The organism is Acinetobacter calcoaceticus DSM 30006 = CIP 81.8 (assembly GCF_000368965.1).
In the GTDB taxonomy this organism is placed as follows: Bacteria; Pseudomonadota; Gammaproteobacteria; order Pseudomonadales; family Moraxellaceae; genus Acinetobacter; species Acinetobacter calcoaceticus.
This window is the reverse complement of the sequence record NZ_KB849780.1, coordinates 2,080,118-2,106,599: the sequence shown is the minus strand read 5'-3', so window position 1 is coordinate 2,106,599 and position 26,482 is coordinate 2,080,118. Positions and strand designations below refer to the sequence as shown.

22 protein-coding genes are annotated in these 26,482 nt (G+C 40.7%); 11 read left to right on the top strand and 11 right to left on the bottom strand.

Annotated elements, in window-relative coordinates; genetic code table 11:
* Positions 1–171: 171 nt before the first annotated feature.
* The 5 genes from F936_RS14815 to F936_RS14795 form a co-directional block, all read right to left on the bottom strand.
* Positions 172–474 (bottom strand): hypothetical protein, encoded by a 303-nt coding sequence (locus F936_RS14815; RefSeq protein ID WP_005048532.1) that lies wholly within the window; start codon positions 472–474, stop codon positions 172–174.
* A gap of 256 nt (positions 475–730) precedes the next feature.
* Positions 731–1,015 (bottom strand): hypothetical protein, encoded by a 285-nt coding sequence (locus tag F936_RS14810; protein WP_005048529.1) that lies wholly within the window; start codon positions 1,013–1,015, stop codon positions 731–733.
* A gap of 646 nt (positions 1,016–1,661) precedes the next feature.
* A complete protein-coding gene (locus F936_RS14805) occupies positions 1,662–3,008 on the bottom strand; it encodes an OprD family outer membrane porin (RefSeq protein ID WP_005048527.1) in 1,347 nt (448 codons plus the stop codon).
* A 78-nt stretch (positions 3,009–3,086) separates the two neighbouring features.
* Positions 3,087–4,472 (bottom strand): MFS transporter, encoded by a 1,386-nt coding sequence (locus tag F936_RS14800; protein ID WP_005048525.1) that lies wholly within the window; start codon positions 4,470–4,472, stop codon positions 3,087–3,089.
* Between the two features lie 172 nt (positions 4,473–4,644).
* Complete coding sequence (locus F936_RS14795; protein ID WP_005042407.1) at positions 4,645–5,589, bottom strand: dihydrodipicolinate synthase family protein; 945 nt, start codon at positions 5,587–5,589, stop codon at positions 4,645–4,647.
* A 185-nt stretch (positions 5,590–5,774) separates the two neighbouring features.
* On the opposite strand from F936_RS14795, the gene F936_RS14790 reads away from it, so the two are divergent.
* From F936_RS14790 to F936_RS14750, 9 genes are all read left to right on the top strand, one after another.
* Positions 5,775–6,665, top strand: a complete 891-nt coding sequence (locus F936_RS14790) for a LysR family transcriptional regulator (protein WP_005048522.1) — start codon at positions 5,775–5,777, stop codon at positions 6,663–6,665.
* A gap of 136 nt (positions 6,666–6,801) precedes the next feature.
* Positions 6,802–7,323 (top strand): sigma-70 family RNA polymerase sigma factor, encoded by a 522-nt coding sequence (locus F936_RS14785; RefSeq protein WP_080595373.1) that lies wholly within the window; start codon positions 6,802–6,804, stop codon positions 7,321–7,323.
* On the top strand, positions 7,324–8,340 hold the full coding sequence (locus F936_RS14780; RefSeq protein ID WP_005048518.1) for a FecR family protein: 1,017 nt from the start codon (positions 7,324–7,326) through the stop codon (positions 8,338–8,340). It abuts the gene before it with no gap.
* A 138-nt stretch (positions 8,341–8,478) separates the two neighbouring features.
* Positions 8,479–11,652: a hemophilin receptor HphR gene (locus tag F936_RS14775; protein WP_005048516.1), complete on the top strand. Its 3,174-nt coding sequence runs from the start codon at positions 8,479–8,481 to the stop codon at positions 11,650–11,652.
* Between the two features lie 192 nt (positions 11,653–11,844).
* Positions 11,845–12,636, top strand: a complete 792-nt coding sequence (locus tag F936_RS14770; RefSeq protein WP_005048514.1) for a Slam-dependent surface lipoprotein — start codon at positions 11,845–11,847, stop codon at positions 12,634–12,636.
* A gap of 80 nt (positions 12,637–12,716) precedes the next feature.
* The gene (locus tag F936_RS14765; protein WP_026055590.1) at positions 12,717–14,207 is read left to right on the top strand and encodes a hemophilin secretion modulator; all 1,491 of its coding nucleotides are present in this window, start codon (positions 12,717–12,719) and stop codon (positions 14,205–14,207) included.
* Between the two features lie 10 nt (positions 14,208–14,217).
* Positions 14,218–15,141: an energy transducer TonB gene (locus F936_RS14760; protein WP_005048510.1), complete on the top strand. Its 924-nt coding sequence runs from the start codon at positions 14,218–14,220 to the stop codon at positions 15,139–15,141.
* Between the two features lie 32 nt (positions 15,142–15,173).
* A complete protein-coding gene (locus tag F936_RS14755; protein WP_080595332.1) occupies positions 15,174–15,773 on the top strand; it encodes a biliverdin-producing heme oxygenase in 600 nt (199 codons plus the stop codon).
* Positions 15,774–15,801: 28 nt separating this feature from the next.
* Complete coding sequence (locus F936_RS14750) at positions 15,802–16,242, top strand: YbaN family protein (RefSeq protein WP_005048506.1); 441 nt, start codon at positions 15,802–15,804, stop codon at positions 16,240–16,242.
* A 4-nt stretch (positions 16,243–16,246) separates the two neighbouring features.
* On the opposite strand, the gene F936_RS14745 is transcribed toward F936_RS14750, so the two are convergent.
* Entirely contained in the window at positions 16,247–16,522 is a 276-nt protein-coding gene (locus F936_RS14745) for a hypothetical protein (protein WP_005048504.1), read from the bottom strand.
* 320 nt (positions 16,523–16,842) lie between these two features.
* On the opposite strand from F936_RS14745, the gene F936_RS14740 reads away from it, so the two are divergent.
* Both F936_RS14740 and F936_RS14735 read left to right on the top strand, forming a co-directional pair.
* Positions 16,843–17,550 carry a YoaK family protein gene (locus F936_RS14740; protein WP_005048502.1) on the top strand — a complete coding sequence of 236 codons (708 nt, stop codon included), beginning with the start codon at positions 16,843–16,845 and terminating at the stop codon, positions 17,548–17,550.
* A 149-nt stretch (positions 17,551–17,699) separates the two neighbouring features.
* The gene (locus F936_RS14735; protein ID WP_005048499.1) at positions 17,700–19,613 is read left to right on the top strand and encodes an esterase/lipase family protein; all 1,914 of its coding nucleotides are present in this window, start codon (positions 17,700–17,702) and stop codon (positions 19,611–19,613) included.
* Between the two features lie 54 nt (positions 19,614–19,667).
* On the opposite strand, the gene F936_RS14730 is transcribed toward F936_RS14735, so the two are convergent.
* The 5 genes from F936_RS14730 to betA form a co-directional block, all read right to left on the bottom strand.
* On the bottom strand, positions 19,668–21,002 hold the full coding sequence (locus F936_RS14730; RefSeq protein ID WP_005048496.1) for a basic amino acid/polyamine antiporter: 1,335 nt from the start codon (positions 21,000–21,002) through the stop codon (positions 19,668–19,670).
* Positions 21,003–21,007: 5 nt separating this feature from the next.
* Positions 21,008–21,886, bottom strand: a complete 879-nt coding sequence (locus F936_RS14725; protein WP_005048494.1) for a homocysteine S-methyltransferase family protein — start codon at positions 21,884–21,886, stop codon at positions 21,008–21,010.
* 216 nt (positions 21,887–22,102) lie between these two features.
* A complete protein-coding gene (locus F936_RS14720) occupies positions 22,103–22,573 on the bottom strand; it encodes a hypothetical protein (RefSeq protein WP_026055591.1) in 471 nt (156 codons plus the stop codon).
* Positions 22,574–22,664: 91 nt separating this feature from the next.
* Complete coding sequence (gene mqo / locus F936_RS14715) at positions 22,665–24,305, bottom strand: malate dehydrogenase (quinone) (protein ID WP_004641704.1); 1,641 nt, start codon at positions 24,303–24,305, stop codon at positions 22,665–22,667.
* Between the two features lie 507 nt (positions 24,306–24,812).
* The gene (betA, locus tag F936_RS14710; protein WP_005048489.1) at positions 24,813–26,471 is read right to left on the bottom strand and encodes a choline dehydrogenase; all 1,659 of its coding nucleotides are present in this window, start codon (positions 26,469–26,471) and stop codon (positions 24,813–24,815) included.
* Positions 26,472–26,482: the final 11 nt, after the last annotated feature.

Sequence of the window (26,482 nt, the reverse complement as noted above, 5' to 3'; positions counted from 1 at the left end):
TCTAGCATGAAATTCACATAATTAGCTATAACTCTTGTACCTTTAAAATATTATCTCTTGTTAATAAAAATAGTTTAGTTTCTTATGGATTATGGTTGTTGAGAAGAAGATAGTGATTCCTAATGAATATATTACTGTAGAGCGAAGCAAGAAAATTGAAAAGTAATTAAATTATAAAAAATAAGAAATAGTTAGAGTTATGAAAGCAAGGATGTAAACAATTGCTATTGTTGTTCTAGCCATAGCGTTTGCATCACTACTTTTTTCCGTAAGTGGGGGAAAAAGTGGTAATGCTGCATTTTTTAAAATAAAGAATATTAAGGCGTACCCTGCAATAAGTGAAAATATATATTCAAATTCCAACTTTCCTTCAAAGTAAGCAATTAAAGCCATTATCAACATGAATAGGGCTAAGCTCATTAAAAGATATCTCTTAGAGGGAGAGTCTTTTATAAAGAAATCTTCTATTGACATAGGAATGGCTCGCTTTGAAATATTAAATTTTAGATGAGCAATTTTTTTGAGCATTCTTTCTATGTAAAAAGAATAGACTAAATTTTTTGATTAACATAGATACTTCAAGACAAATGGTAGGAACTAAGTCCTTAGAAAAGGAAGTAATGAAATGATTCCCCCAAGGCCCCCGTGCCACAACAGAACTTTAATTTTTTGCGCTGATTTAAAGTCATCCACCATTGCGACACAGAGATAAGGGAGCTAAGCCAAACGCTTAGCCCATGTCATCTTTATCGCACCGCCGCATCACACTAAAAAAAGTAGGGGCAAAGTCCTGTGGGAGAGCAGGACTTTGCAAACTGACATGTTCTAGACGTTGCATGAGCTTATGCGAATACACTTGTTCAAGCCGTTGGTAAATACAGTCGGAACTGGCTTGGGTGTGCCCACCAGACAGGCAAATTTCTTCAAAATCCTGCTGAGTGTGAATGTCGCAACCAGAAACACCGTAATCGCCTATTAAAAGGCTTAAAGCCAAAATAGGTTTATAAAGTTTCATATTATTCTCGTGATAATTTTCACTAAGTTATTAATAAAAAATAAGCCGCTTATATTTAAAGTATTAAAATCATTTAAAAAGGGAATAGTTAACCCGCCTGAAATATAGGAAAATAAAATGATTAAAATTTTAAAATAAAATTATTTATAAATTTAAAATATTTTAGGTGAGAGAAAGCCTAAATTTTAAATAAATAAAATTACGAGAGAGGATAGGGGATTAATATAAAAAAGGTCATGGTCAACTCCTAGAATGTATGGAGCTCTACCACCAAAGATCACCGTCAATTGATTATGGTGGTAGAACGGAAGAGGGTTGACAGACTGGGTATACAAACCAGCACGCGCAAGCGCGTCCCCCTCCCGTCCTACCGCAACGGTAAGGGGGAGGTGCAAGTTGCGCACAAGTCTCATACTCAGGGAGTATTTACCTGATACGCTGTATACTCGGTCTGTCAAAACCGACTGGCAATGTAGGCCAGCGAGACCATAATAATCATAAGTTTTTAACAGGTCAATTCAATTTAAATAAAATATTATAAAAAATTAAAATATAAATTTATATTTTAATTAAACTCAAAAGTTTATCTATTTAAATGGGTAAATTAATAAATATAATAAAGTTAAACTAAACGTTTAACTTGTACTTAAAATGTATAACGGTAATTAATAAATACACGGTGCTGGTCCCAATCTTTACGAGACATTCCATTTATTTTCTCACCTAGGTTTGCATTTTCAAACTTCGACTCATAATGCAAAAATGAATAACGCACATCTAAGTTTTTTACCCAAGGCAAGGCATAACTCACCGTAAAGTCAAAGTAACGCTCTTTACCTTCAATATCACTGCTAATGTTACTTTGGTGAGCACCAAAGCCATAAATATACTTCGCCTCGGTTTTTAAACCTTTCACATAGTCTTTCCAGTTATATTTCAGCCGAAGGGCAACGGCGGTTTCATCGTTATTGGTAAAGTCAGGGCCAATGGTCGCAGAGGTCGGAAACGGGTTAGTCCCGTGGTCTTGGGTTAAAACCGAGTTGCGGGCGGAGTGCACGGCAAAGTTATCTTCAATCCAAAAACCATCAAACTTTGAAACGGCAATGCCGCCTTCAATATTATTCTTGGCTACATTTACATCGACAAAATAACCATTCCCACGGTTGTTAATGTCTTGGCCTTTGACACAGTCCAGCTCGGTTTCGGTACCACATTTAAACAGCTTGCCATCATCACGTGAGAAAAAAGCACCAGTGTTGAAGGTCCACACAAGGCCATGCAAAGGCAACTTATATTGAGCAATCGCCCCATACTTTTTTAAATAATCTTTGCTATTTAAATATTCGGCATTCACGCTCCAGTTTTTGTACTGATACTTGGCACCAAGCAAACCGACATAATCAATGCGCTCGTCATTTTCAGTGACCAGTTTTTCAAAAGAATCCATGCTGCGCGGTTTCCAGCGGTCATAGTAGGCAATGTAAGTTTGTAGCTGATCATTCAGTTGAAACTGACCACTCGCACCCGAAAAAGTATCGGGCACTGCGCGGTTATTGGTGCTTTTAAGCAACAGCGAATCGTGCAACTGGCGACCTAATTTAATTTCGCCTTTATCACCCAGTTTTGCTTTGATGTAGAGCTGTCCTAAAGTTGCAAAGTTTTGATCGAGCTTGCCATTATTTTCGACCTCTAAAAGCTGCGCGCTAGGTTTGCCAGAGTCAAACAACTTGGTGACTGCATAGAGTGAACCATCTACCCCAATCCAGTCCCACATGTACGGTGACTGATAATTTAACTCAAGCCCTAACGCACTTTGTTCATATTCACTCGACGAAGGCGAAGGGTTGGCAAGTGTAGGGTGGGCAGTGCCTTCATCATTCCAGTAACGGGTGTTAAGTTTTAATTCTAACTTGCCAAATTCTTGAGGAAGCTCTGCATATGCATTGCTTACACTGCCTAAACCAATACAGCCCCAAAGCAAATATTTATTCATTTTAAATTCCTTTTTTAAGCATGAATAAGCCCTTTGCCTAACGCTGAGGTTAGGCAAGCTTTTTATGAAATGGATGAATTAAGGAGAGAGTTTTTCGAGCACTTGGCCTTTGGTTTCAATGGCAAACAAGAAGGTCACAAGCCCACCAATGAGCGCCACAACAGCCAGCACACTAAACACATATTGAATGCCGTAACCACCAACCACGAGGCCGACCATAACAGGACCAATCGCAGAGCCGGCACGGAGCCAAGCAGTACTAAAACCAATGCCCATAGCACGTAGGCGAGTTGGGTAAAGCTCGGCAGCGTAAAGGTATAAAGAGAATGAAATGGTCTGCAAAATGGCATAGCTCAGCGTTGCTAAAATCACAACTTCCATCGCCGATTTTGCACCTAAAATTGAGAGGCTCATGAGTGGAATGATTGCCAAGAAAAACGCTGCGCTGTACCAAGGGCGGCGGCCGACTTTATCAATCATTAACGCACAGATAATAGAGGCAATCACACCCACGCCCGAGGTAATCCAGCCATAACCTAAACTGGTTTGTAGAGACAGACCAAAGTGTTGTTTGTAAAGAGATGGCAGCCAAGTCACCATGGCATTGTTAATCATATAGACGCAGAACCACATGCCCCACAGGGTAAAGGTACGTTTGCGGTAGATGCCTTGGAACAGCTCACGCCAGTCGGTTTTTGCCATACCTTGCGGGTTAATGTCTTTAACCACAGGTTCAGGCAAAGTTTTACCACTTTTAATGGCACCGTCTTCAAAGCTTTTGACAACTTTATCTGCTTCTTTAAAACGGCCTTTTGAAGCAAGCCAACGTGGCGACTCAGGCAAGAAAAACCGTAAAGGAATCACCAGTAAAGAGGGAACTAAGCCCACAATAAACATGACTTTCCAGCCGTAAATTGGCATCAGGAAAAACGCTGCCATGCCTGCAAACATAAGGCCCATCGGGAACAAAACTTCATAGAGCAAGAAAAACTTACCGCGCTTTTCCGCACCAATAAACTCATTAATATAGGCACTGGCAACAGGCACTTCGCCACCTGTTCCTATGCCTTGTAAGAAACGGAAAATTAACAGTGACATTCCGCTCCACGCAAACAGACAAGAAATGTCCATTGCCACAAACAGTAAAATGGTAAAAGACAGTACTTTTAAACGACCGACTTTTTCGGCAAGTGAACCAAAAAAGATGGCACCGACCAGTTGCCCGACATAGCCCGCGGCAATGATCGCACCGACATAGGCAGGAGTCAGGTGCCATTCGGTAATGAGTTGGGGTAAAGCAAAGGCAATCGCGAGAACAGTATAAGCGTCAAAAAAGGTCGCTATACCAATAGTAATTCGCATAAATTGCAATCGACCAGTGACGGGTAGCCGTTCGAGTCTTGCAATAATTTCCGCATTTTTTTGATGATGACTAATTGGTTCTACATCCGCTAGATTTGTCATCTTCTATCTCCTTATGACTACATTCCTCGTAGTTTTTTTGTTCTATTTCGCACTACCTGTTCACCACAGTTTGCATGCTTTTTATTATTATTTTTAAGTGACATGCCCGATGTTTGGCCTCAGGCAGCGTACAGGAAAAAAAGGCTAGCGTACATGCTAGCCCGAATAGAATTTAAGCAACGGCTTGGGTTAAATCGACCTTGCCAATTCCGGCTTGACGCATGGCATCATGAATTTCTTGCTCAGCACCATCTGCCAGTGGAAGCAGAGGCGAACGCACAGTGGCATGGTCCAAAATTCCGCGAGCAACCAATGCATGTTTAAGTGCGACCGTGCCTTCCATGTGTGAACCGCGGTGATAGACATTGCGAGTCACTGGTAATAATTGGTCGTGAAGTGCACGTGCTTTGGCGTAATCTTTGGCTTTACCTGCTTTAATCATTTCAATTAAAAGCTCAGGGGCAATGTTGCCATAGCCAACCAAAGCGCCGTCTACATCAAACATGGTATGAAGCAAATATTCATCGTGGCATGTCAAAATCTGTAAGTCTGGACGTTCACGGCGAATAATCGGAATTTCAACATCCCAACGGCGCATGTTACGCACACCATTTTTCATGGCAAACACGCCTGGCTGTGCAGAAATATCGAGTAGAGTGTCTAGGTCGTAAGTGGCCTTAGTGGCATCTGGATATTGGAATAAAATAGATGGCAAACCACTTTCTTCATAAATTGCTTTATAGCGGTCTTGTGGTGCGCCTTTTTGATAGCCAAAACGCAACCAGCCATGTGAAGGGTAAATTAAACCTGCTGAAGCACCCGCACTTACGGCACGTTTTGCTTCTTCTGCTGCAACCGAAGTACCTTCGAGTGTAATCCCTGCAATTACCGGAATTTTGTCATCTACCGATTTAACAAAGCTTTCGATGACCTGCATTTGTTCTTTTTGCGATAAGAATGTTCCTTCACCTGCATGCCCAAGAACAACCAAGCCTTTCACACCATCAATACTGCCTAACCATGAACCTAAACGTTGAATTGCATCATGGTCTACTTGTCCGTCACGGGTAAAAGGAGTCACAGGTGCTGGGGTTAATCCACGTAAATCTAAACTCATAATCGTACTTCCTATACAGTGTAATTAAATATTCTCTGGTTCTTAATCTGACTTAAATCATGTTGTAGAGAACATGATTGGAGTATAGAAATAGGCGAGCTATGTAGGAATTACCAATTCTTGAATTTCAGTTATACTGAAAATGTATAGCTCAAAAGTGCTTGTTTACGATTTAGGAAGAATCGATGAATTATGATTTATGGAAAATATTTTTAGACGCGGTGGAACTCGGTAGCTTAAGCAAAGTCGCAATGCTGCATAACACCAACCAACCGCAAATCAGTCGGCAAATGAACGAGCTTGAAGCCCAATGTGGTGGTCGTTTATTTAACCGAACTGGACGCGGCGTCGAGCTGACCGATTTAGGCCAGCATTTACTTCCTAAAATTCGTTCATGGCTAAACGTGACCGATCAACTTAATAATGAAATTTTGCACTCAACCGATACACCGATCGGGACGGTTCGTATTGCCAGTTTGCCATCTACTGCACATCCGTTGTTATCGACTTTGTATAAAGTGCTTCAACAAAAATATCCCTTAATTAAACTGTCGGTGCGTGAAGGGCAAGGGGTACATTTAGAAAAATGGCTCGAAGATGGTAGTGTCGATTTAGCGATACTCTATCGGTTTAATCCGACGCCTAAACACGGTGATGTCTATCTTACCGAAGCCGATACCTATTTGGTGGGATGTGAAGGAGATGCACTCACTCAGGCAAATGAAGTCGACTTTAAAGCAATAAATCAGTTACCGCTGGTCACGTTTTGCAGGCCAAGTAACTGGCGAAACTTTTTAGACCATATGGCTTATGAAAATGGGGTAGAGCTGAATATTGTGTTTGAAGCTGACTCGATTAGTTTACAAACCCATTTGGTTTCTGAATCTGGCATTTACACCATGCTTGGGCCACAGGCTTTAAAAAAGGCCAGCCAATACACCTCAATTCAAGCCGCAAAAATTATGAGTCCCGAGCTAAAGCGCTATATTTCTTTGTCTATTTCTAAACATGGCTATTTAACGCCTGCTTGTAAGGCAGTGATGGAAGAAATTAAAAATCTGGCTCATTTGCTTTAAGAGAAGTGCAGCAAAGTAAGGGGGTAATTAATTCAATTTATTAAACAGTGATTTAAGTTTTACTGGAATTATTGCTTGACTTGTTTAAATGATAATTATTATCATTTGTAAGTTCCTTGTTTTGAGTCCAATTGCTGTGAACAAAACTTCTTTGCTTGTAGATCAGTTATATAGAAGTCACCAAAGCTGGCTTCACCAATGGTTGAGACAAAAATTAGGTAATACTGAACAGGCCGCAGATCTGGTTCAGGACACATTTATTAAACTGCTACAAACCCGAGACGAGCTATTCGGCATTAAGGAACCGCGTGCCTATTTAACCTCAATTGCTAAAAATCTGCTGATTGACCAAGTGCGCCGTAAACGCATTGAACAGGCCTATTTAGATGGCTTGAGTCAAATGGAATATATGCTTGAAGCGGTGGCTTCACCCGAAGACCAGATGCAAATTATTCAAGCAATTAACCAGCTTTGCAAAGCACTCGAACGGGTCTCTGAAAAAGCACAGCAAGCTTTTATTTTGCATTATCTAGAAGGCTATACCCATAAAGAAATTGCTGAACGTTTAAATGTGTCGACCAAAATGATTCAAAAATATTTGGCGAGCTGTTTAATTCAGTGCTACCAAAACAGACAAGACATGGACGCTTGCATTTAAATGGCCATGGATAAAAGCAAACATCACCAACTGGTTGACGAAGCCGCGCATTGGATTGTTCAACTGAGTTCGGATGACGAAAGCTCACGAAAAACCGCCAAACAAAAATTTGAAGAGTGGAAAAAAACCAGTGAGCAACATCGCCAAGTGGCTGCCGATATTGAGCAATGTATCGGTTCAATTCAAAAACTTTCCCAAACCAGCGGACATAAAAAAGCCACTAAAGTTGCCCTTAAAGCAGGCCTAAACTCAGGCAAAGCCTATAAACATTTACGTGCAGGAACAGCTTTTGCCGTCGTGTTTGTTGCCATGAGTGGGGCGTTATTTTATTTAACCGATACCACAGTGGCCTATGTTACTGCCGACATTCAAGGGCAATCAGGGCAGTGGACCACGCAAACTTTGCCAGACGGCTCACGTTTAATTTTGCGTGGTAAAAGCGCGGTCAATCTTGATTTTAAAACCAACCAGCGAGTGGTTGAGTTGGTGCAAGGTCAAATTTATGTCGATGTTGCCAAAGATAAGACCAGACCCTTTTTGGTCAAAACCAGTCATGGACAAATTCAGGCACTCGGCACAGCTTTTAGTGTCAGTTATGACCCTTCGGCAACCGAACTAAAAATGTTGCACTCAAAAGTAAAAGTAGAAGCCACACAGGTTAAAACGACCCAATTGCATGCGACTCGTCAGGCCATTGTTGAAGCAGGGCAAGCCGTTAAAATGGACCAAAATGGCGTGCAAAAACTGCCTGCACTGAATGTGTATAACGAACAACAAAAATGGCAAAAGCACCAACTCATGGTAGAAAACCTGCCGCTGAATCAAGTGCTACAAGAGCTAGACCGCAACTACAAAGGCAAAATTATTTTTAACGATGCGGCACTGCAACATGTACGGGTCAATGCTGTGTTGCCTTTAGACCAAACCACAGAATCGCTTAAGCTTTTGGCTACGGTTTTTCCAGATCTGAAAATTAAGCAAATCACGCCGTTTGTGGTCATGGTTTCTTTAAAATAATAAAAAATTAAATTTATTTTCAATTTTAGGTTCCACTTTTTTGAAAGTCATTCGTCATAGTAAGTAGAAGCAATAAATATGGATCATTTTAATTAGTTGTATTGAGTGATTCTTATTACGATTTACTGGGGCGGGCAAATGAAAAAAGTGGGAACGGGGCAAAAGTGGGATCGATCGATTTTTCGATTCTCAACACTGGCGTTTGCCATACATGCTGTGTCGATGGGTGGGCTTGTTGTGCTGCCTATGCAGCAGGCCTATGCAGAAACAGCCGGAATTAAAAGCTATAACATTCCTGCGGGCCGTCTTGCCAACGTACTCAATCAGTTTGCAGAACAATCCGGTACTTCAATTGCAATGGATGCCCAGCAACTCCAAGGGTTACATAGCCTAGGCTTAAAAGGCAATTTTGCTGTCGAGCAAGGTTTTGAGCAGCTTCTAAAGACAACTGAATTTAGCGCTGTAAAAGTTGGGCAGGGCTACACACTCAGCAAAAAATCTACGCCTAGGGTAGCTTCATCTAAGGTTCAGGCCGCTAGCCTGCAGCCAAGTAGTGCCGTAATTGAAGAAGATGCATCGGTACGACTCACGCCAATTGTAGTGTACGGCAAAGAAGACCGTGACACAGAAGGCTATAACAAAGTTTATGACGCAAACCGCTCTTCGGTCTATGCGGGTAAAGACTATGTCGAACGCTTTAAAGGAACCAACCCAGCCGATGTCTTACAAGGCATGGTGGGGGTCTATAGCGGCGATGCCCGTAATAGTGGGGCACTAGACCCAAGTGTACGTGGTGTGCAGGGCGTTGGCCGTGTGCCTTTAACCATTGATGGTACTGAACAGTCAATTGCCGTATGGCGTGGTTACAACGGGGTAAACAACCGCAACTATATCGATCCGAATTTAATTGCGGGTATTGAAGTCATTAAAGGCCCATCTTTAGAGCGCAATACCACGACTTCTGTAGGCGGTGGTGTGGTGGTTAAAACGCTAGAGGCCGATGATATTGTTCGTCCGGGCAAGTCTTTTGGTGCAGAGTTAAAAGTAGAAGGCTCAACCAACTCAATTGATCCGTCTTTGCCAGACATGAGTAAAGTGGGCCAAAACTATGATGACACAACGCCTTGGATCGACATGAACGGGGCTAAATATGACCCTGATATTTATAAAAAGAACCGGACCAGAAGTGATAACTCTAATTTTTCGGGCGATGACTTGGCGGGCCGACTGGCTATTGCCACCAAGCAAGATAAATTCGATTTACTGGCTGTTTATGCAGTACGTGAGCGTGGCAACTATTTTTCGGGCACACATGGCGCAGGCTACTATAAACGTGCGACGCCAGACAGTAGTCTCGATTTTATCCCTTACTTTGCCTATGCCTATCAACCGGGCGATGAAGTTCCCAATACCTCAAGTCATATGGAGTCGTGGTTATTAAAAGGGACCTATCGCCCAACCGATAGCCAGACTCTTAAACTGACTTACCGAGATACCAAAAATATTTTTGGTGAAATTATGCCGTCTCGAATTGTTTGGGGCATTACGCCTGATTTGGGTGTTCCGCAGTGGCCTTTAAGCAATATTCACTCTAAAGCCTATAGTCTCGAATATAAATTTAAGCCTGAGAATAATCGCTGGATTGATTTCTATGCCAACATTTGGCAAACCGACACCGAAAGCCAGACATACACACGTGGTGGATGGCCAACCACAATCGACTTTCGAGATAACACCATTATTAACACGGCGCTCAGCCATTCTGACAATACGCGTAAAGGCATTACGGTCAGTAATAAAACCCGTTTGCTTGACCAGCTTGATTTGACGCTCGGTGGAAGTTTCTTAAAAGAAAAGCTGACGTCTGACGATGTATATGGAGAATTTGGCCCAAGTTATTCGCTCTATCAGGCACTACCACGAGCAGGGCGTCGTGAGGAAAAAACGTTCGACTTTAACTTTAATTATCGACCGCTGTCTTGGTTAAGTTTTGATGCGGGCATGCGTTATCGCTCGTATTGGGCTGTTGATGATTTTTTAAATAAGTCTTTGCAGAGCGAGATTGACCCGAATTTAAATCCGCTGTTTACCAAAAAAGCGAAGCTTAAAGAATATACCTTTGAATATCAGACCATGCCCGAGAGTTACACCTCGACTCAGCAGCGTTTAATCAATGTTTTAAAACAGCGCTATGCCACAAAAAATCCGGGCTGGGATGGGCAACTCGACACTGTGCCTGCCTCAGAGAGCACTTTATATAACATGATCTGGTCACAGAAAAATACGCTGAGCTGGAAAGCAGATGCGAATGGGCAATTGTCGCTTGCCGATAATCCTTTAAACCAGCTCAATGCCTCTGGACAAAAGTACGTCGTAACTGGCGGGAACTTTATGTCAGTGGTAGACCAAGTTCCTGTTGAGTCTGCCGACAAAGTTAAAGATAGTGGCTGGGCACCGCAGTTAGGTGCCTCAATTCATCTGACGCCAAACAGCAGAATTTATGCACGCTATGCAGAGGAATATCGCTTACCAAGTTTGTTTGAAAGCACTGTCGGTTTTTCTGCCATGTTGCCATATCAAGTAATCAAACCTGAACACGCTTTTAACTACGAAGTGGGTTATGTCTATGACATGCGTAATTGGTTCAGCACAGCACACAATGCTGATATTAAGCTCGCCTATTACTACAATAAAACCAAAAATGTGATTGAGCGTGATCAGAACCTTATTTTTACCAATATGGATGAACAAAAACTATCAGGTCTAGAGTTACAAAGCCGTTTTGATAATGGTGGTTTTTTCACAGACTTAAGCGTGGCCTATAACTTAAAAAATGAAGTGTGTGACACCAATAGTGCCATTAACAAAATGATTTTAGGCGGCACGGTTCAAACCGAGCAGGGCCTTGAGTTCCGTGAACCCTATCAGCGTTGTGTCGATGATGGTTTCCCAAATGGCTACTTAGTGACAATGGCTACACCTGAACTGAGTTTTCACGGTTTGCTTGGCGCACGCTTTTTAGATGAAAAGTTAGAGCTCGGTGCACGTGCAACATTCTATAAAGCTTATGAAAGCCCGCTACGCAAAAACAATGATGCTAGCGTGAATAAAGGTTATTACCTCAATGTGCCTTTGGCGTGGGATGACACATGGATTTTTGATGCCTATGCGCGTTATCAGGTCGATAACTACAACACCGTTGAGTTTGTCGGCAGCAATCTTTCTAACCAGTTTTATATCGATCCTTTAACCCGTAGTGCCATGGCTGCACCTGGCCGAACGATGAAAATTAGTTGGACCACCAAATTTTAAACAGAATTTGATTCCCTCTACACATACATAAAAGGGGAGTCAGGTAACGGTAAATAATAAGATTGAATGATTATTATTTACAAAAAAACTGAGTAGGTTTGCAGCTGGGCCTACTCAATAAACTAAAAATAGCGAAATCGTTATTTTAAATTAAACAATAACTTAGTTTTAAAAAATATGGAGTAACAACAAATGAAAATCTCTCAATTGTTCTTGGGTCTCGTTGCTTGTTCAACTGCATTTGCTTATGCAGGTATTGATGGTATTTCGAGTAATGAAAGTAACATCAAAATCGGTGCTGCTGCCAATGCAAGCCATCCGGGTGGTGTAGCAGCGGTATCGGTTCAAGCTGCGGGTGCGCCATATAACGCTTTTACAGGTTTTAGTTCGTTAAAAGGTTTGGCTCAGGCTTTTGCTGCTCAGGGAACGAGTAACACCAATGTAACGGTTGGCAGCAAAACCTTTAATATTTCGCATATTCCAGTGTCTGCAATGCCACCTTCACACAGTGCATTAGGTAATTTTAACTTTGGTCAGGTGGGCACACAGGAAGTCTATTTTGGTGAATGGTGGAAAGCGGGTGACACGCCAGCAAGCGCGAGCCATACCGTTTACTATGCGGGTGATAACACCAATACCACTGTTCCAACTGCGGGTACTGCAACCTATACCGTTGCAGGGATTAACGGCTCTGCAAGCAATCTGTTAAGTGGTACGTTCACGGCAAATTATGGCGCGGGTACACTCCAAGGGACGCTTACCGGAACAGGTACGGCTGTTTCATCATTAAGCCTAGATGATGTGGCATTTAACCCGGGTACTGCTGCGTTTGCAGGTTTGGCAACGGCTAACGGTACGGCTGGTGTCGACAACTCTGGTGTGGTTCAAGGTCAATTCTTTGGTGCAAATGCTTCGGCTTTAGCGGGTATTGCCCAGTTTGATAACGTGTCTTACAACACTGCATTTGGCGGTGCTAAAAATTAATGAATGCAAAAGGAATCTACACACGTAGGTTCCTTTTGTTTTTTTGGGCTTTTGCTTGGTTGCTTCAGGTTTATTGTTTTATGAAACGAACGCTTTTGTGTTGTCTGACTGTGTTGAGTTGTCCATTTTTATATGCCGACGAAGACACACAGCTTCGTCTTAATCAAAGTTTGGACCAAACACTTTTACAAGAACAGCGCCAGTTTCACGAGCAGGGAACCATTCGTAGCACCGAGCAATTACCAAAACTTCAAATTAATGGACAAGAATATAGTGTTGAGCAAAACCCGAATGATCTTGCCAAGGCGCTATATCTGGCAGTCATGCAAAAACAGTGGCTCAAAGCCACGGTTTATTTAGAACATTATAAAAAATATGTTGGCTACGATCGGGCTTTAACCGACTTTGCCGAAGGGGCAGTTGCACGTTCTCAGGGTCAACTGAAATTGGCTGAACAAAAATTTCAAAGCAGCTTAAAACAACAACCACATAACTTAATTTGTGAACTTGAGTTAGCGCGCGTGCTGTTTGAACAACAGAAGAATAAGGAAGCAGCACGCCTTTTTATTTCTATTCAAGACCAACTTAAACAAAGCGACCCTGCTGTAATCCCGTCTGGAGTTTTAACAACAGTAAATACTTTTGTTCAGGCACTAAAAAAACGAGACTCTTGGCAAGGCTCGGTTTCAGCGGGTTATACCTATGTCAGTAATTTAAATAGTGCATCTAAACAGACTAAAACTTTGATGTTTTATCAGACAGATAAGAACGGTAACGTTACTGGAGGGCAGCAAATTACTAGTAAAAAGCAAAAAGCTGAGTCAGCAACGGGTTTGGATTACGAAGCCAGTCTTATAAAACGCTATGCGATTAAAGGCCATCATGGCGTGGCTTTACGTGCGCTGGCTTTTGGACAGTCCTATAACGACCACGCGGCATTTAATGAATCTAGCATTAACATTAATGCAGGCTACAGCTACTTTGACTTAAAAAATCAAATTGGGGTGAGTCCGCTTTTTGAACATAAACGTTATGATAACGATGGTCTTTACAGTGCGTGGGGAGCACGTGCCGAATGGATGCATTTTATCTCGGCCGATAAAGCCTTTAAGCTTGAAGCTGAAAGAAAAGATTTAAATTATCAGAAATATAAAAGCTTTGGTGGTATAGAAAATTCAGCTTTTGCCACCTTCTGGAAGATTTTTCCAGACCAGTGGACTGTTTTTGGTGGTCTAGATGTAGTCGATCATTCTGCACAAGAAAAATATGTAGCTGCCTATGAACAGCAAGGTGTGCGGTTAGGTTTAACCAAAAATTGGAGTGCTAGTTTTAACACTACTTTATTGAGTTCTTACCGTTGGCGTCAGTTTGATAAATACGCTGTAGGTTATTTGGCTCGTCGTCATGATTTCGAACAGAACTATACCTTTGTTGTGCAAATGCCGCGCTTTGAGTTTTATGGCATGACACCAAATTTAACCTACCGCTATAACCATAATAAAAGCAATGTTGATTGGCTGTATTCCTACGATAAACACAACATTAGTCTCAAGCTTGAGCATCGTTTTTAGGGAATAAGCGATGAAATCAAAATCTTTATTCCCTACACATGAGCCAATCGTCAAACTGCCTTTAACAAAATGGCCGAAGCATTTTTATAAGTGCTTAACCGTAGTCGTGGTGATTGGTCTGCATGTGCTTGCTGTCTGGATGCTGAGTCATTTAATTGAACCTTATACTTTTGCGACATCACCAAAAGTAGATGCATTAAAAATAAGTTTTGTGTCGCTGGCACCTGCTAAAAAGCCATCATCTGACCAGACTGAAAGTAAGCCTATCGAAAAAAGTTTAGCGCCTAAATCTACACTAAACAGTTCGGTATCTTCTATACCTGAAGAATCAAAAAACTTGCCTAAAAATGTTCAAACATTAGCGTCAAAAACTGCCTCTAAAGAGGTGGTGCAAAATAATTTAAGTGACAAACAGCAAGCACAATCAAAAACGAATTTAAACACTTTAGCTCCACTCCAACCAGTGCAGCGTACAGAAAGGCTGGCGGCTCATACCGATAAAAAACTGAGTTCGACAGACCTTGAACAAACGCAAACTGAGCATTTGCTACAAAGCAGCAATAGCGAAACCAAAAGTGGCGGTGTCAAAACACCCGCAACGCAGCAAGAATATTCCAAAGCACCTAGCACTCAAGTTGAACATGATGACGCTGTTCAGGTGAGTAGTGTGGATGTGCTGAGTTTTGGTGGGCTTGACTATGATGACCGCGAGTTAAAACAACAAAATCGTTTGGTTGAGCTTCGGATTCGCATTAATGAAAAAGGGCAGCCGATCAACATTCAATTACGTCAAAGTTCGGGCATTGCCAGCCTTGATGAGCGGGTCATGCAAGCTGCACGTAAATCCAGATTTAAACCCCACAAAATTAACGGTCGCGCCGTGACTATTGTTGTGGATTTTCCAGTCCAACTCAAACTCAATCGGGGCCGTTAACCGATGAGCGATATCCATTTTGCAGGAGAAAGATGATGAACTCATCTACAGAACAAATCATTAGCAACAGCTTGTCTTTACGTCTGAAACAAGAAACCGCTGCTGAACATGAACGTATGCATCAATTAATGTCACAAGCAAAGGTGTTTTCAAGTAAAGAAAAATACGCGCAATTTACGTTGTCTCAATATTACTTTCAGCGTGAAATTGAACATCTTTTTGAGCAAGAGGGTGTAGCAGGACTGATTCCAGACCTCGACATTCGTGGCCGCTCAAAACAAGCACTTGCCGATTTAAATGATTTAGGTATTCAACCTAACGGACAGCAATTACACAGTGAAAACGTACAACTACCCGAAGCTTTAGGCTGGATTTATGTGTCTGAAGGTTCAACCTTAGGGGCTGCATTTTTATTTAAAGAGGCCCAAAAACATTTAGGGTTTTCTGAAACGTTTGCTGCGCGTAATTTGGCTGCCTATCCCGAAGGGCGCGCTAAAGTTTGGAAACGTTTTGTGCAAGCACTCGACGAAACAGGTTTCGACCGGACCCAGCAAGATCGTGTTGTACAAGGTGCTTTAGATGCCTTTGGATATTTTGGTCAGGCGCTTGATCAGCTTGATGAATTGAAATAATAAAAAGTGGATAAAGGGAATACCCGATATGGACAAACTCAATCAAGTAAATGTAATCGTAAAGCATAAGCAGTCGTTAGTACCAGCTCAACCAGTCAGTAAGCTTGCTCGTTCTATTTGGGCGCGTTGGGTGTTTATTGGTTTGGCTTGGTTGTGTATTGCGCTTGGCATATTGGGTATTTTTATTCCGGGTTTACCTACCGTTGATTTTATAATTTTGGCGGTTTTCTTTGCGGCTCGAGGCTCTGAAAAACTTCATCAATGGTTTCGAAATCATCGTTATATCGGCCCACTCATTCGCGAGTGGCAAGAATATCGGCGTATTCCTAAAAAGGCAAAATACATCTCGACAGTTAGTATGAGTTTGGCTACGGGGCTTATGATTTGGACCATTCCACATCCGTGGTTTGTCTATCCGGCAATTTTATGTATGGCTGGGGTATTAATTTGGATGTGGTTAAAAAATTGAAGATTTAAGATTGGCACTGTTGCATAGTACGTTTCATTGTTTTCACAAAATCACGTGGTACTTCGGGGCTTTGTAAACTTAAGCTTCCAAGTTTAAGCATCAGTCTAGGGGAATATTGACGTTCTAAGCGGTGATAAATACATGTACAACTTGCACGGCTATGACCTGCTGCCATACATTTTAAATAGAAATCACGTTGAGCATTATTCTTCTGACCTGCAAAGGCAATAGATGCAAATAATAATCCGCCTAGAAAAACTGAATAATTATAAAATGACATATATCTACTCGTGATTGTTTTTTTCATTATCCATATTTTGGCATAACTTTTTCAGGTTCAAAATCAGTTGATATCAACTTGCGGCTTCATCATAGTTAGAACTGTTTTAGAGGTCAAATTGATTTGAATATGATCACTGTTTTATTGTCCTTAAAATAGACAATTTTGATTGTTGCTATTTTAGAGACAGTGTTACGACATTACACACCCTATTTTTTTACATCTTTTTTTGCTTTCATAAACGTTTAAGCATTATTCATTTTTAAATCATTTAGATACAACTTTATTGCTTTAAAACTTTAATTTAACAGGATATTTTTATGCCAGACACCCCAATTAAAAAAGAAACAGAAAGTACATGGGCGATATGTCGAGATCCTGTTTTACTAACTATGGTTGGTGGGGCGATTGATACCATTGGCTTTATTGCATTGTTTGGCTTTTTTACCGCTCATGTTACGGGAAACTTAGTGTTGGCAGGGGCGGCAATGGTTAAAGGCGGTGCAGGTCTATGGATTAAGCTTGCTGCTATTCCGCTATTTATTTTGACTGTTGTCATTACCAAACTGTTAATTGACCGTAGTCAGATGAAGCACAAAACACTGTCTTATTTATTCTTATTTGAAGCCATCTTTCTATCTGCTTTTATGATTGCAGGGCTTTATTTCGAACCTTTTAAAAATGCCGATGCAATTACTGTGGCATTGACAGGTGGGCTGGGTTTAATTGCCTTAGCTATTCGTAATACTTCAAGCAAAACACTGATTAAAAATATTAGCCCAAGTACCATGATGACGGGCAACACCACGCAGCTCGGTATTGATATTGCTAACTTGCTTAAAAACAATAATGCAGCCAATCGGGCAAGTTTACTCAAAAGTGCCAGTATTGTAATTGGGTTTGTGATTGGTGCCTTTTTAGGAGCGATACTTTATGTCTATTTTGATTTTTGGAGTGTGGCACCATTTATTTTACCGATTTTTTATTTTTCTTATTTAGCTTCGCAGCAAAAGTTCAACCAAGCTTGATTGAAATACATAACCATTGAGCCTGAATTACAGTGAGTTCAGGCTTTTTTTCGCAATAAAGGAAAATGGAAGCTGAGCTAAAATTGTTCGTTCATCGCTTTACAGGCATAATGACCTGATGGGGAATACATTCGATTAAGGAATGCAGAATGACAAAGTCTTACTATTATTCAATGATAACAATAATGGCTTTGCTCAGTGGCTGTCAGGTCATTAATTTAAAAGAAAGTAATTTAAGTAATGCTTTAAAAAGTAAGAATGAAAGTATTCTGACCGACGGCACCTTAAGTCATCAAACCCAAAACTTACTGTATTTGGTAAAAAAAGATGAAAAATCTTGTCTGCAAAATTTTGATGATTGTTTAAATAAAATTCAAAGCCTGTCTGAAAATAGCAGCCGAGAAGAACGCTATGCTGCGCTAAGTGAAATTTATTTAGCAAAAGCTTTAGATGTTGGGCGTAGCAGCCAGTGTAATGCCATCAATAAAAGTAAAAATTGCGTTGAGCAAGAGTTAGCTTTGTTCGATAAAAGCTTGCGCTATAGTTACGTTTATTTATTTGACTCTGAAGAGTCACCGTTTGATCGGGTATTTGACCATCGCCAAAATCAGGTGCGTATTTTTTATAACGTCGCTTTGTCAAAATTGATGACGACTTATTTTAATCATTTAAATACGCATCGTTTTCCGCCTCTGCTGAAAGCAGATGGGCATCAATATCATGTCAATTTTGACCATGCCGTAGATGTACAAAAGATTGAGGTCGATACCTTTCGCTCCAGCTATAACATGAACTTTTCTGGCTTTAATACCGTTAACCGTAAGGATGGTTTAGGGGCAGAATTTATTGTCGGGCGTAAAGAAAATGATGTAAATCATGGTTTCATTTTAGACCCCGATGCTTTTTATGCTCATCAAACCAATCCTAATATTCATTTACCACGCTTCTTTCCCGTTACAGCCATTGCTTATCCTAAACAAAAGGCCACAGCCGATCAGGTGATTGCAGGGGCAGAGTTAGAAATTGCGATGTTCGATCCATATCGACAAAGCCGTGTAAAAGTTGAAGGTGTGGACTATCCACTTACCGCCAATTATTCGGCGCCTTATGGACTTTGGCTATCGAAATATAATTTAGGTGCAGCAGGGTATTGGTCTTTGATTAATAAAGAATCCAATTTAATCATGCCGCATTTATATATGCTGGAACCTTTTAACCCGAATAAGAAAATCATTGTGTTTGTTCATGGCTTGGCGAGTAGCCCAGAGGCTTGGGTGAGCCTAACCAATGACATTATGGGCGATGCCGAGTTAAGACAAAACTATCAAGTTTGGCAGGTGTTTTATTCAACCAATATGCCGATTTTTGAAAGCCGTTTTCAGATTTATTCATTGCTGAATCAAGCTTTTCAAAACATTGCCAAAGACAGCTATGCTGCGCACGATGCAGTGTTGGTTGGGCATAGTATGGGCGGAGTCATTAGCCGTTTATTAGTAAGCAATGCAGATGTTTCCGATTTAGCCATGCAGAAAATGAATGATGCACAGTTAAATCGTTTAAAAGAAAATCCAGTGATTCAAGAGCGCTTTCAGTTCAAAGCACTTCCGTATTTTAAACGAGTTGTTTTTGTTTCTGCACCGCATCATGGTACAGACTACGCTGACCGATGGTTTACCCAAATTGCCCGCCGTGTTATTCGTTTACCCGCCGATTTCTTTATTGCAGTCGAAATGAGAGATGAGAAAAATACGAAACTCAGAAAAGGTTTAATTGAAAATGGCGCGAGTAATTTAAGTCGTTCTTCCAACTTTATGCAGCTTACGCAAGCCATTCAACCATCGTCTAACGTGGTCTATCACTCAATTATGGGCAATATTGATGGAACGACTGATAAGTTAAAAAGCAGCGATGGGATTGTGCCGTATCAAAGTTCACATTTAGATGGTGAGCAATCGGAACTGATTATTAAAGGTGGACATTCGATTCAAACAACGCCAGAGGCAATTTTAGAATTACGCCGTATTTTACGGTTGCATCTTAAGCAGTCGCAGCCTTCAAAATAGAATTTTTGTTTTTAGACAACCACTGCTGAAATGGGGCAGCAGTGGTTGAAATGATTAATTTAGCTGATTTTGTTTGAGCGATTTTTTATGCTCAAAATAGCTGATTGAAAAAATAACCAAGCCGACCAAATACAACACCACAGACAGCAGCAATAAATCTAATCCTGCTGCATAGAGTAACCAGAGCGCATAGATTGAAGCGACGCTTGCAATGGCAATATGTGGGGTGCGTTTGTGACGAATCGATTCTTTAAGATAAAAAGCAGACACCAGAAAATAAGGCAGTAAAATCATTACTGATGAAATCAATAAAAGCTGGGTATAGTTTTTATTGAAAAAATACACGGCAATCAATGCGCCTTGCACGACCAGAGTGGTGAGCCAAAGCGATGAAATCGGCACATTATTCTGATTATTCTTTAAAAATAATTTCGGGAATGCGCCATTTTTTGCAGCCAAATATGGAATTTCAGTTGCAAATAAAGTCCAGCTTAAATAAGACGAAGCAACTGAAATAATAAGCCCGATGGTAATAACAATAGTGCCCGGCAAACCAATGAGCTGCTGCAAAATGGTGGCCATTGATGGGTTATGCATGCCTGCGAGCGCTTCACGACTCACTACGCCATATGCCAATACCGTGACCATTACGTAAAAACTTAACGCTAGTAACACACCCAAAATGGTGGCTTTACCAATGTCATAACGGTTTTTTGCACGCGATGATAAAACCACAGCACCTTCAATACCGGTAAATACCCAAAGGGTAATTAACATGAGGTCTTTCACTTGCTGCCAAAGTGGAACTTTTAAAGAGAAGTCATTTAAGTTGAGTTTGAATAAATCAAACTTAAAGGCAATAAAGGTAAAGAAGATGAAAACCACCATTGGAATGATTTTGGCGATGGTCGCCAGTAAATTCACAATTGCCGCTTCTTTAATGCCTCGACTCACCAACCAGTGTACAAGCCATACAAAAATGCTTGAGCCAATGAGTGAATAGAGCGTATTGCCTTCACCAAAAATAATATGATCTTTGCTGTCGGTAAACATGCCAACGCCCGAAAAGGCAATCACGACATAACCCACAATACCAATGGTGGTACATAGCCAATAGCCCCAAGCGGAGCAAAAACCAATCAGCTCACCGAAACCTTCACGCGCATAGTTATAAATACCACCGTCTAGATCTGGTCGTTGACGCGTTAAATGTAATAACGTGAGCGCTAAGAAAATAATGCCGACTCCGGTAATGAGCCATGCAACAAGAAGGGCAGAGCCATTGGCAACTTGAGCCATATTTTGGGGTAGGCTAAATACGCCTGACCCCACCATAGAACTAAAGACCAGCGCTGTAAGAGACAACAATCCAATTTTGGCAGCAGACATGGTATTTATTCTTTAAAAAATTGAGAGAGTTCAGCAATGTGTTCTGGACCAATACCACAGCAACCGCCCACTAAACTTGCACCTGCTTGCTGCCATTGCTTGGCAAAACCAAGATAAGCAGGAGCATCAAGGTCTTTACGAACTTCATCAAGTCCATCGTTGGCAGTTGCGCTGCTATCTTGAGGCGGGAAAGCATTGGCATAGGCACCAATTTGTACAGACGCTGGAATGAGTCCTTTAATTTCATTAATGGCTTGCAAGATCACTTCAGGCTGACAGCAGTTAAACAAAACCGCTTTTGCATTTGACTGTTTTATAAAATCAGCCACTTGTTGCATGTTTTCGCCTGAGCGGAGTAAGGCTTGTTCTTGTTTAATTTCGTCTTGCAGGGTAAACGATACCCAATAGTCCTTACCATCTTTTGGTAATAATGCATGAACTGTTTCGACTTCTTTTAAGCACGATTGAGTTTCTGCTAACCAGAAATCCACCTCTGGTGCTAATGTATTAATGATGGGTTCAGCAAGGTCTTTAGCCTGCTCAGCCTGAAATAAGTCTGCACGGTAAGAACCAAATAAAGGTGGTAAGCACCCTGCAATTTTGACATTTTTGCCGCTTTCTTTAACTGCATTTTTTGCTTGTTCGATGGCAACTTGAATTAAACGAATGCCGTCAGTTTCAAAGCGTTCTTGTCCAATGTGAAAGGGAACAACAGCGTAGTTATTGGTGGTAATCACTTCTGAACCAGCGTTAATAAAATCGAGGTGTACTTCTTTTACTGTTTCGGGCGCTTCAATGAGTGCGAGAGCAGACCACTCTGGTTGACGAAAAGGAGCACCACGACGAGCCAATTCACGGCCTAAACCGCCATCTAAAATTTTCATAAATTACAACATAAAGGGAGAAAAAATATTTAAGTAATCTAGCGTGTAGAGGGGGCGTATTCAATCGCTAATATGCTCGATATATTTCTAAATAAATTAGATTGTTATGAATATTTTTTCTTAAAAGGAATTCTGTATATGATGTTCAATTTTACTGATGAACTTCATGTGAAAAAGAAGACTTATTTATATACAGCTATAGACTAAAAAACAAGCTTAAAGTGCGCCATATTGTTGCCAACTTTCCCCAGTATGCTGAGTTTTATAATACGCTTTAAGTTGCTCAAGCTGCATAAAGTGTATGCCTGACCAAATCAATAAGCTGATTAATATTAAAGCTTTATATAGGCTTCGAATTTTTTTTAAGTGAGTAAACGTCAATGACACAAAAAACAAAGCAGGTAAAAATATAAAGAATTGAATAGGAGAGAAAAATAAATGAGCCGTGCTGAAATATAGCGCGCCAGCACTAACTAGTAGATTTAAAATTGAAAATATTTTTTGATATTTGCCGAGCTTAAATGCATAAGCAGTGATGGTGAGTAACACGGCTGAGCTTACATAAATAGCTGTACCGCCAATCATCCACATATAAAAACCGCTTACCAACAGATAAGCCAGTAGCACAACAAGCATGAGCTTAAAACAAAATGAAAAGAGGTGGGATGATGAGTTTAAAGGCGTCATAGCTAATCTAAATATCTCAACTGAGGTCTTAAAAAACAAAAGGACGAATCGAAATTCATCCTTTTGGAATTTTACTTATACATCATCAAACTTAGTTTGCTTTTGCAACAGGGGCAGCAGCAGTTTCATCGTTTGCAGCTTTAAACGGAGATGTATAGTTCAAGCCAAGTGTAGAACTTGTGTACTGACGAACTTTGTCGAGTAATACAGGATCTTTGCTTAGGTCTTGTTTATAAGAAACAACAATTTCATGAAGCTTCTGATTCCATTTACCTTCAGTTTGCTCAGGGAAAGCTTTTTCAAGCAAGTTAAGCATGATGTATGGAGAAGTCGAAGCACCCGGAGACGCACCTAACAATGCAGTTACAGCACCATCTTTAGACGCAAAGATTTCTGTACCGAATTGAAGTGTAGCTGGTTTACCCGGTTCTTTTTTGATGATCTGAACACGTTGACCACCTTGGCTTAAACGCCAGTCTTCAGCTTTCGCATCTGGGTAGTATTTACGGAGTTCATTTAGACGGTCTTCATCTGACATCATCACTTGGCTCACCAAGTATTTAACAAGATCAAGGTTTTCCAAGCCAACAGTGGTCATTGGTAAAACGTTGTTTTTGTTGGTTGATGCAAGTAAATCAAGCTGAGAACCATTTTTCAGGAACTTGTTTGAATACGTAGCAAATGGTCCAAACAATACATATTTTTTACCGTCGATATAACGCGTATCAATATGTGGCACAGACATTGGAGGCGCACCAAGTTCAGCACGGCCATAAACTTTTGCTGTGTGTTCCGCAGTAATTTTTGGGTTGTCAGTAATTAAGAACTCACCACCGACAGGGAAGCCAGCATATTGTTTCGCTTCTGGTAAACCAGTAAGTTGCAATAATTTAACTGCTGCACCACCTGCACCAATAAATACAAAACGCGTTTTAACGTGATCTACTTTACCAGTTTTCAAATTTTTGAAAGACACAGTCCAAGTTTTGTCATCATTTTGGCTGATGCCAGTCACTTCGGTTGAAGTCTGTAATTTGAAATTAGGGTTTTGGTCTAAACGATTCACTAATTGTTTAGTGATAGAACCATAGTTTACGTCAGAGCCAACATCCATACGGGTCGCTGCAACTTTTTGACTAGGGTCACGATCGTTCATTACTAAAGGTGCCCATTGTTTAATAACAGCTGGGTCTTCAGTAAATTTCATACCTTTGAACAACGGGCTTTGAATCATTGCAGCATAACGTTTTTCTAAGAATTGAACGTTATCGCCCCAAACGAAAGCAATGTGCGGAACTGGGTTAATGAATGATTTAGGTTCAGCTAAAACGCCTTGTTTTACCTGATATGACCAAAACTGTTTAGCAACTTCAAATTGAGAAGCAACTTTTTCAGCTTTGACAATTTCCATCTTACCGTTTTTCTCTTCGGTATAGTTCATTTCCATAAAGCCAGAGTGGCCTGTTCCGGCATTGTTAAAGCCGTTTGAACTTTCTTGAGCAACTTGGTCAAGACGTTCATACATACGAATTTGCCAGTTTGGTTCAAGCTCAGTGAAATAAGTACCGAGAGTGGCACTCATGATGCCGCCGCCAACAAGAACAGCATCAACAACTGGCTCATCTTTTGCAGTTTGAACTTGTTTTGACGTCGTTGGTCTAAACAAGAAAACGATACCTGCAATTAAAATAAGAATGATTAATACCAGAAGGTATTTCAAAAACTTTTTCATGTAAGGGGGACCTTAAAATAAGTTATTTGAGTCACTTAAGGTGTGAGGAAACCTAGACAGCGTATCCAGACAAAATGGATATAAATGCGAAGTAAATTCTCAAAATCAGAGAACTTATAAAAAAATAAAATTACTTGGGATTATCGCAAACACTCTATATTTTAGACTAATTTTGCATTGACAAGACAATTTTTATAATAAATGGGGTTCATCAAAATCATAAATATGATTTATATTTGATCAAATTAGGCTTTAATAAGATAATTTTCAATTATTTTTTTAATTTAACTATTTGAAAAATAGTTAATAAATTTTATTTGATTAAAGTTGAATCATTTGAAGAATATACGTATATAAACATAGATGATTTTTTATTTCATGCCATATATATGTAAAACAGCTTTTTTGAATAGTTTATTTTCTGTCATACATCGTTCTTATTAATGATTGGATTATAAATATTAAATTAAGGGTATATTTCTGCATAAGAAATATACCCTTATGATTTTATGAGGCTACATAGAATGGTGCAGTTGAACGTGGTAATGCTTCACGTCCACGAATTTGATCTGCAATTTTCTCGGCTATCATAATGGTGGTTGCATTTAAGTTACCGGTAATAATAAGTGGCATGATCGAGGCATCAACTACACGTAAGCTTTGCATACCATGGACTCGGCCTTGACCATCCACGACAGCCATTTCATCTTCACCCATCTTACAGCTACAAGACGGATGATAAGCCGTTTCTGCATGGTTACGAACAAAGTCGTCAAGCTCTGCATCGGTTTGCAAATGTTTGCCCGGACTAATTTCATCACCACGATATGGATCAAGTGCAGGTTGCTGCATGATTTCTCGGGTGATACGAATCGCATCACGGAACTCACGCCAGTCTTGTTCACTCGACATATAGTTAAACAAGATACTTGGATGCTCAAACGGATCTTTTGATTTAAGTCCAATACGGCCACGTGAAGGCGAACGCATTGAACCAACGTGTGCCTGAAAACCATGCTCTTTCACTGCATTACTACCATTGTAGTTAATAGCAACTGGCAAGAAATGGTACTGAATGTTTGGCCATTTGAACTCATCTGAACTACGGATAAATCCGCCTGCTTCAAACTGGTTACTTGCGCCAATACCTGTACCATTAAATAACCACTCAGCACCAATCGCAGGTTGGTTATACCATTTCAAGGCAGGGTATAAAGAAACGGGTTGCTTACATTTATATTGTAGGTACATTTCCAAGTGGTCTTGCAGGTTTTCACCTACACCCGGTAAATCATGAACAACATCAATGTCCATTGATTTTAAGAAAGTACTTTCACCCACACCTGAGCGCTGTAAAATTTGTGGTGAAGCAATTGCACCTGCACACAGTAAGACTTCGCGTTTAACCAAGGCGCGTTGCAAGTTGTTTTGGTCAGCCCCGAGAATATATTCAACACCAACGGCTTGTTTTTGATTAAACAAGATTTTATTGGTCGTTGCATGAGTCAAAATAGTGAGGTTAGGACGGCCTTTTGCCATATCCAGATAACCACGTGCGGTACTTGAACGGCGACCTTTAGGCGTTACCGTGCGGTCCATTGGACCAAAACCTTCTTGCTGGTAACCATTTAAGTCATCGGTACGCGGGTAACCTGCTTGTACGCCAGCTTCAACCATGGCATGGAACAATACATTGTTGCCATTTTTTGGTGTAGCAACTGACACAGGGCCATTGCCACCATGGTAGTCGTTTTCGCCAATGTCACGGGTTTCGGCTTTTTTGTAGTATGGCAAACAGTCGGCATAAGACCAGTTTTCTAGGCCTTTATGGGTTGCCCATTGTTCTAAATCCATTGCATTACCGCGGATATAGCACATACCATTAATTAAAGATGAGCCACCTAAACCTTTACCACGCCCACATTCCATACGACGGTTATTCATGTGCGGTTCAGGGTCGGTTAAATAAGCCCAGTTATAGCGACGACCTTGAAGAGGGTAGGCCAAAGCTGCCGGCATTTGGGTACGAAAATCCAAACGATAATCTGGTCCACCAGCTTCTAATAATAAAACGGTGGTATCTTTGTCTTCAGTAAGACGTGCAGCAAGTACATTTCCGGCAGATCCTGCGCCAATGATAATGTAATCATATTCTTTAATATTCATAACTATCCTTT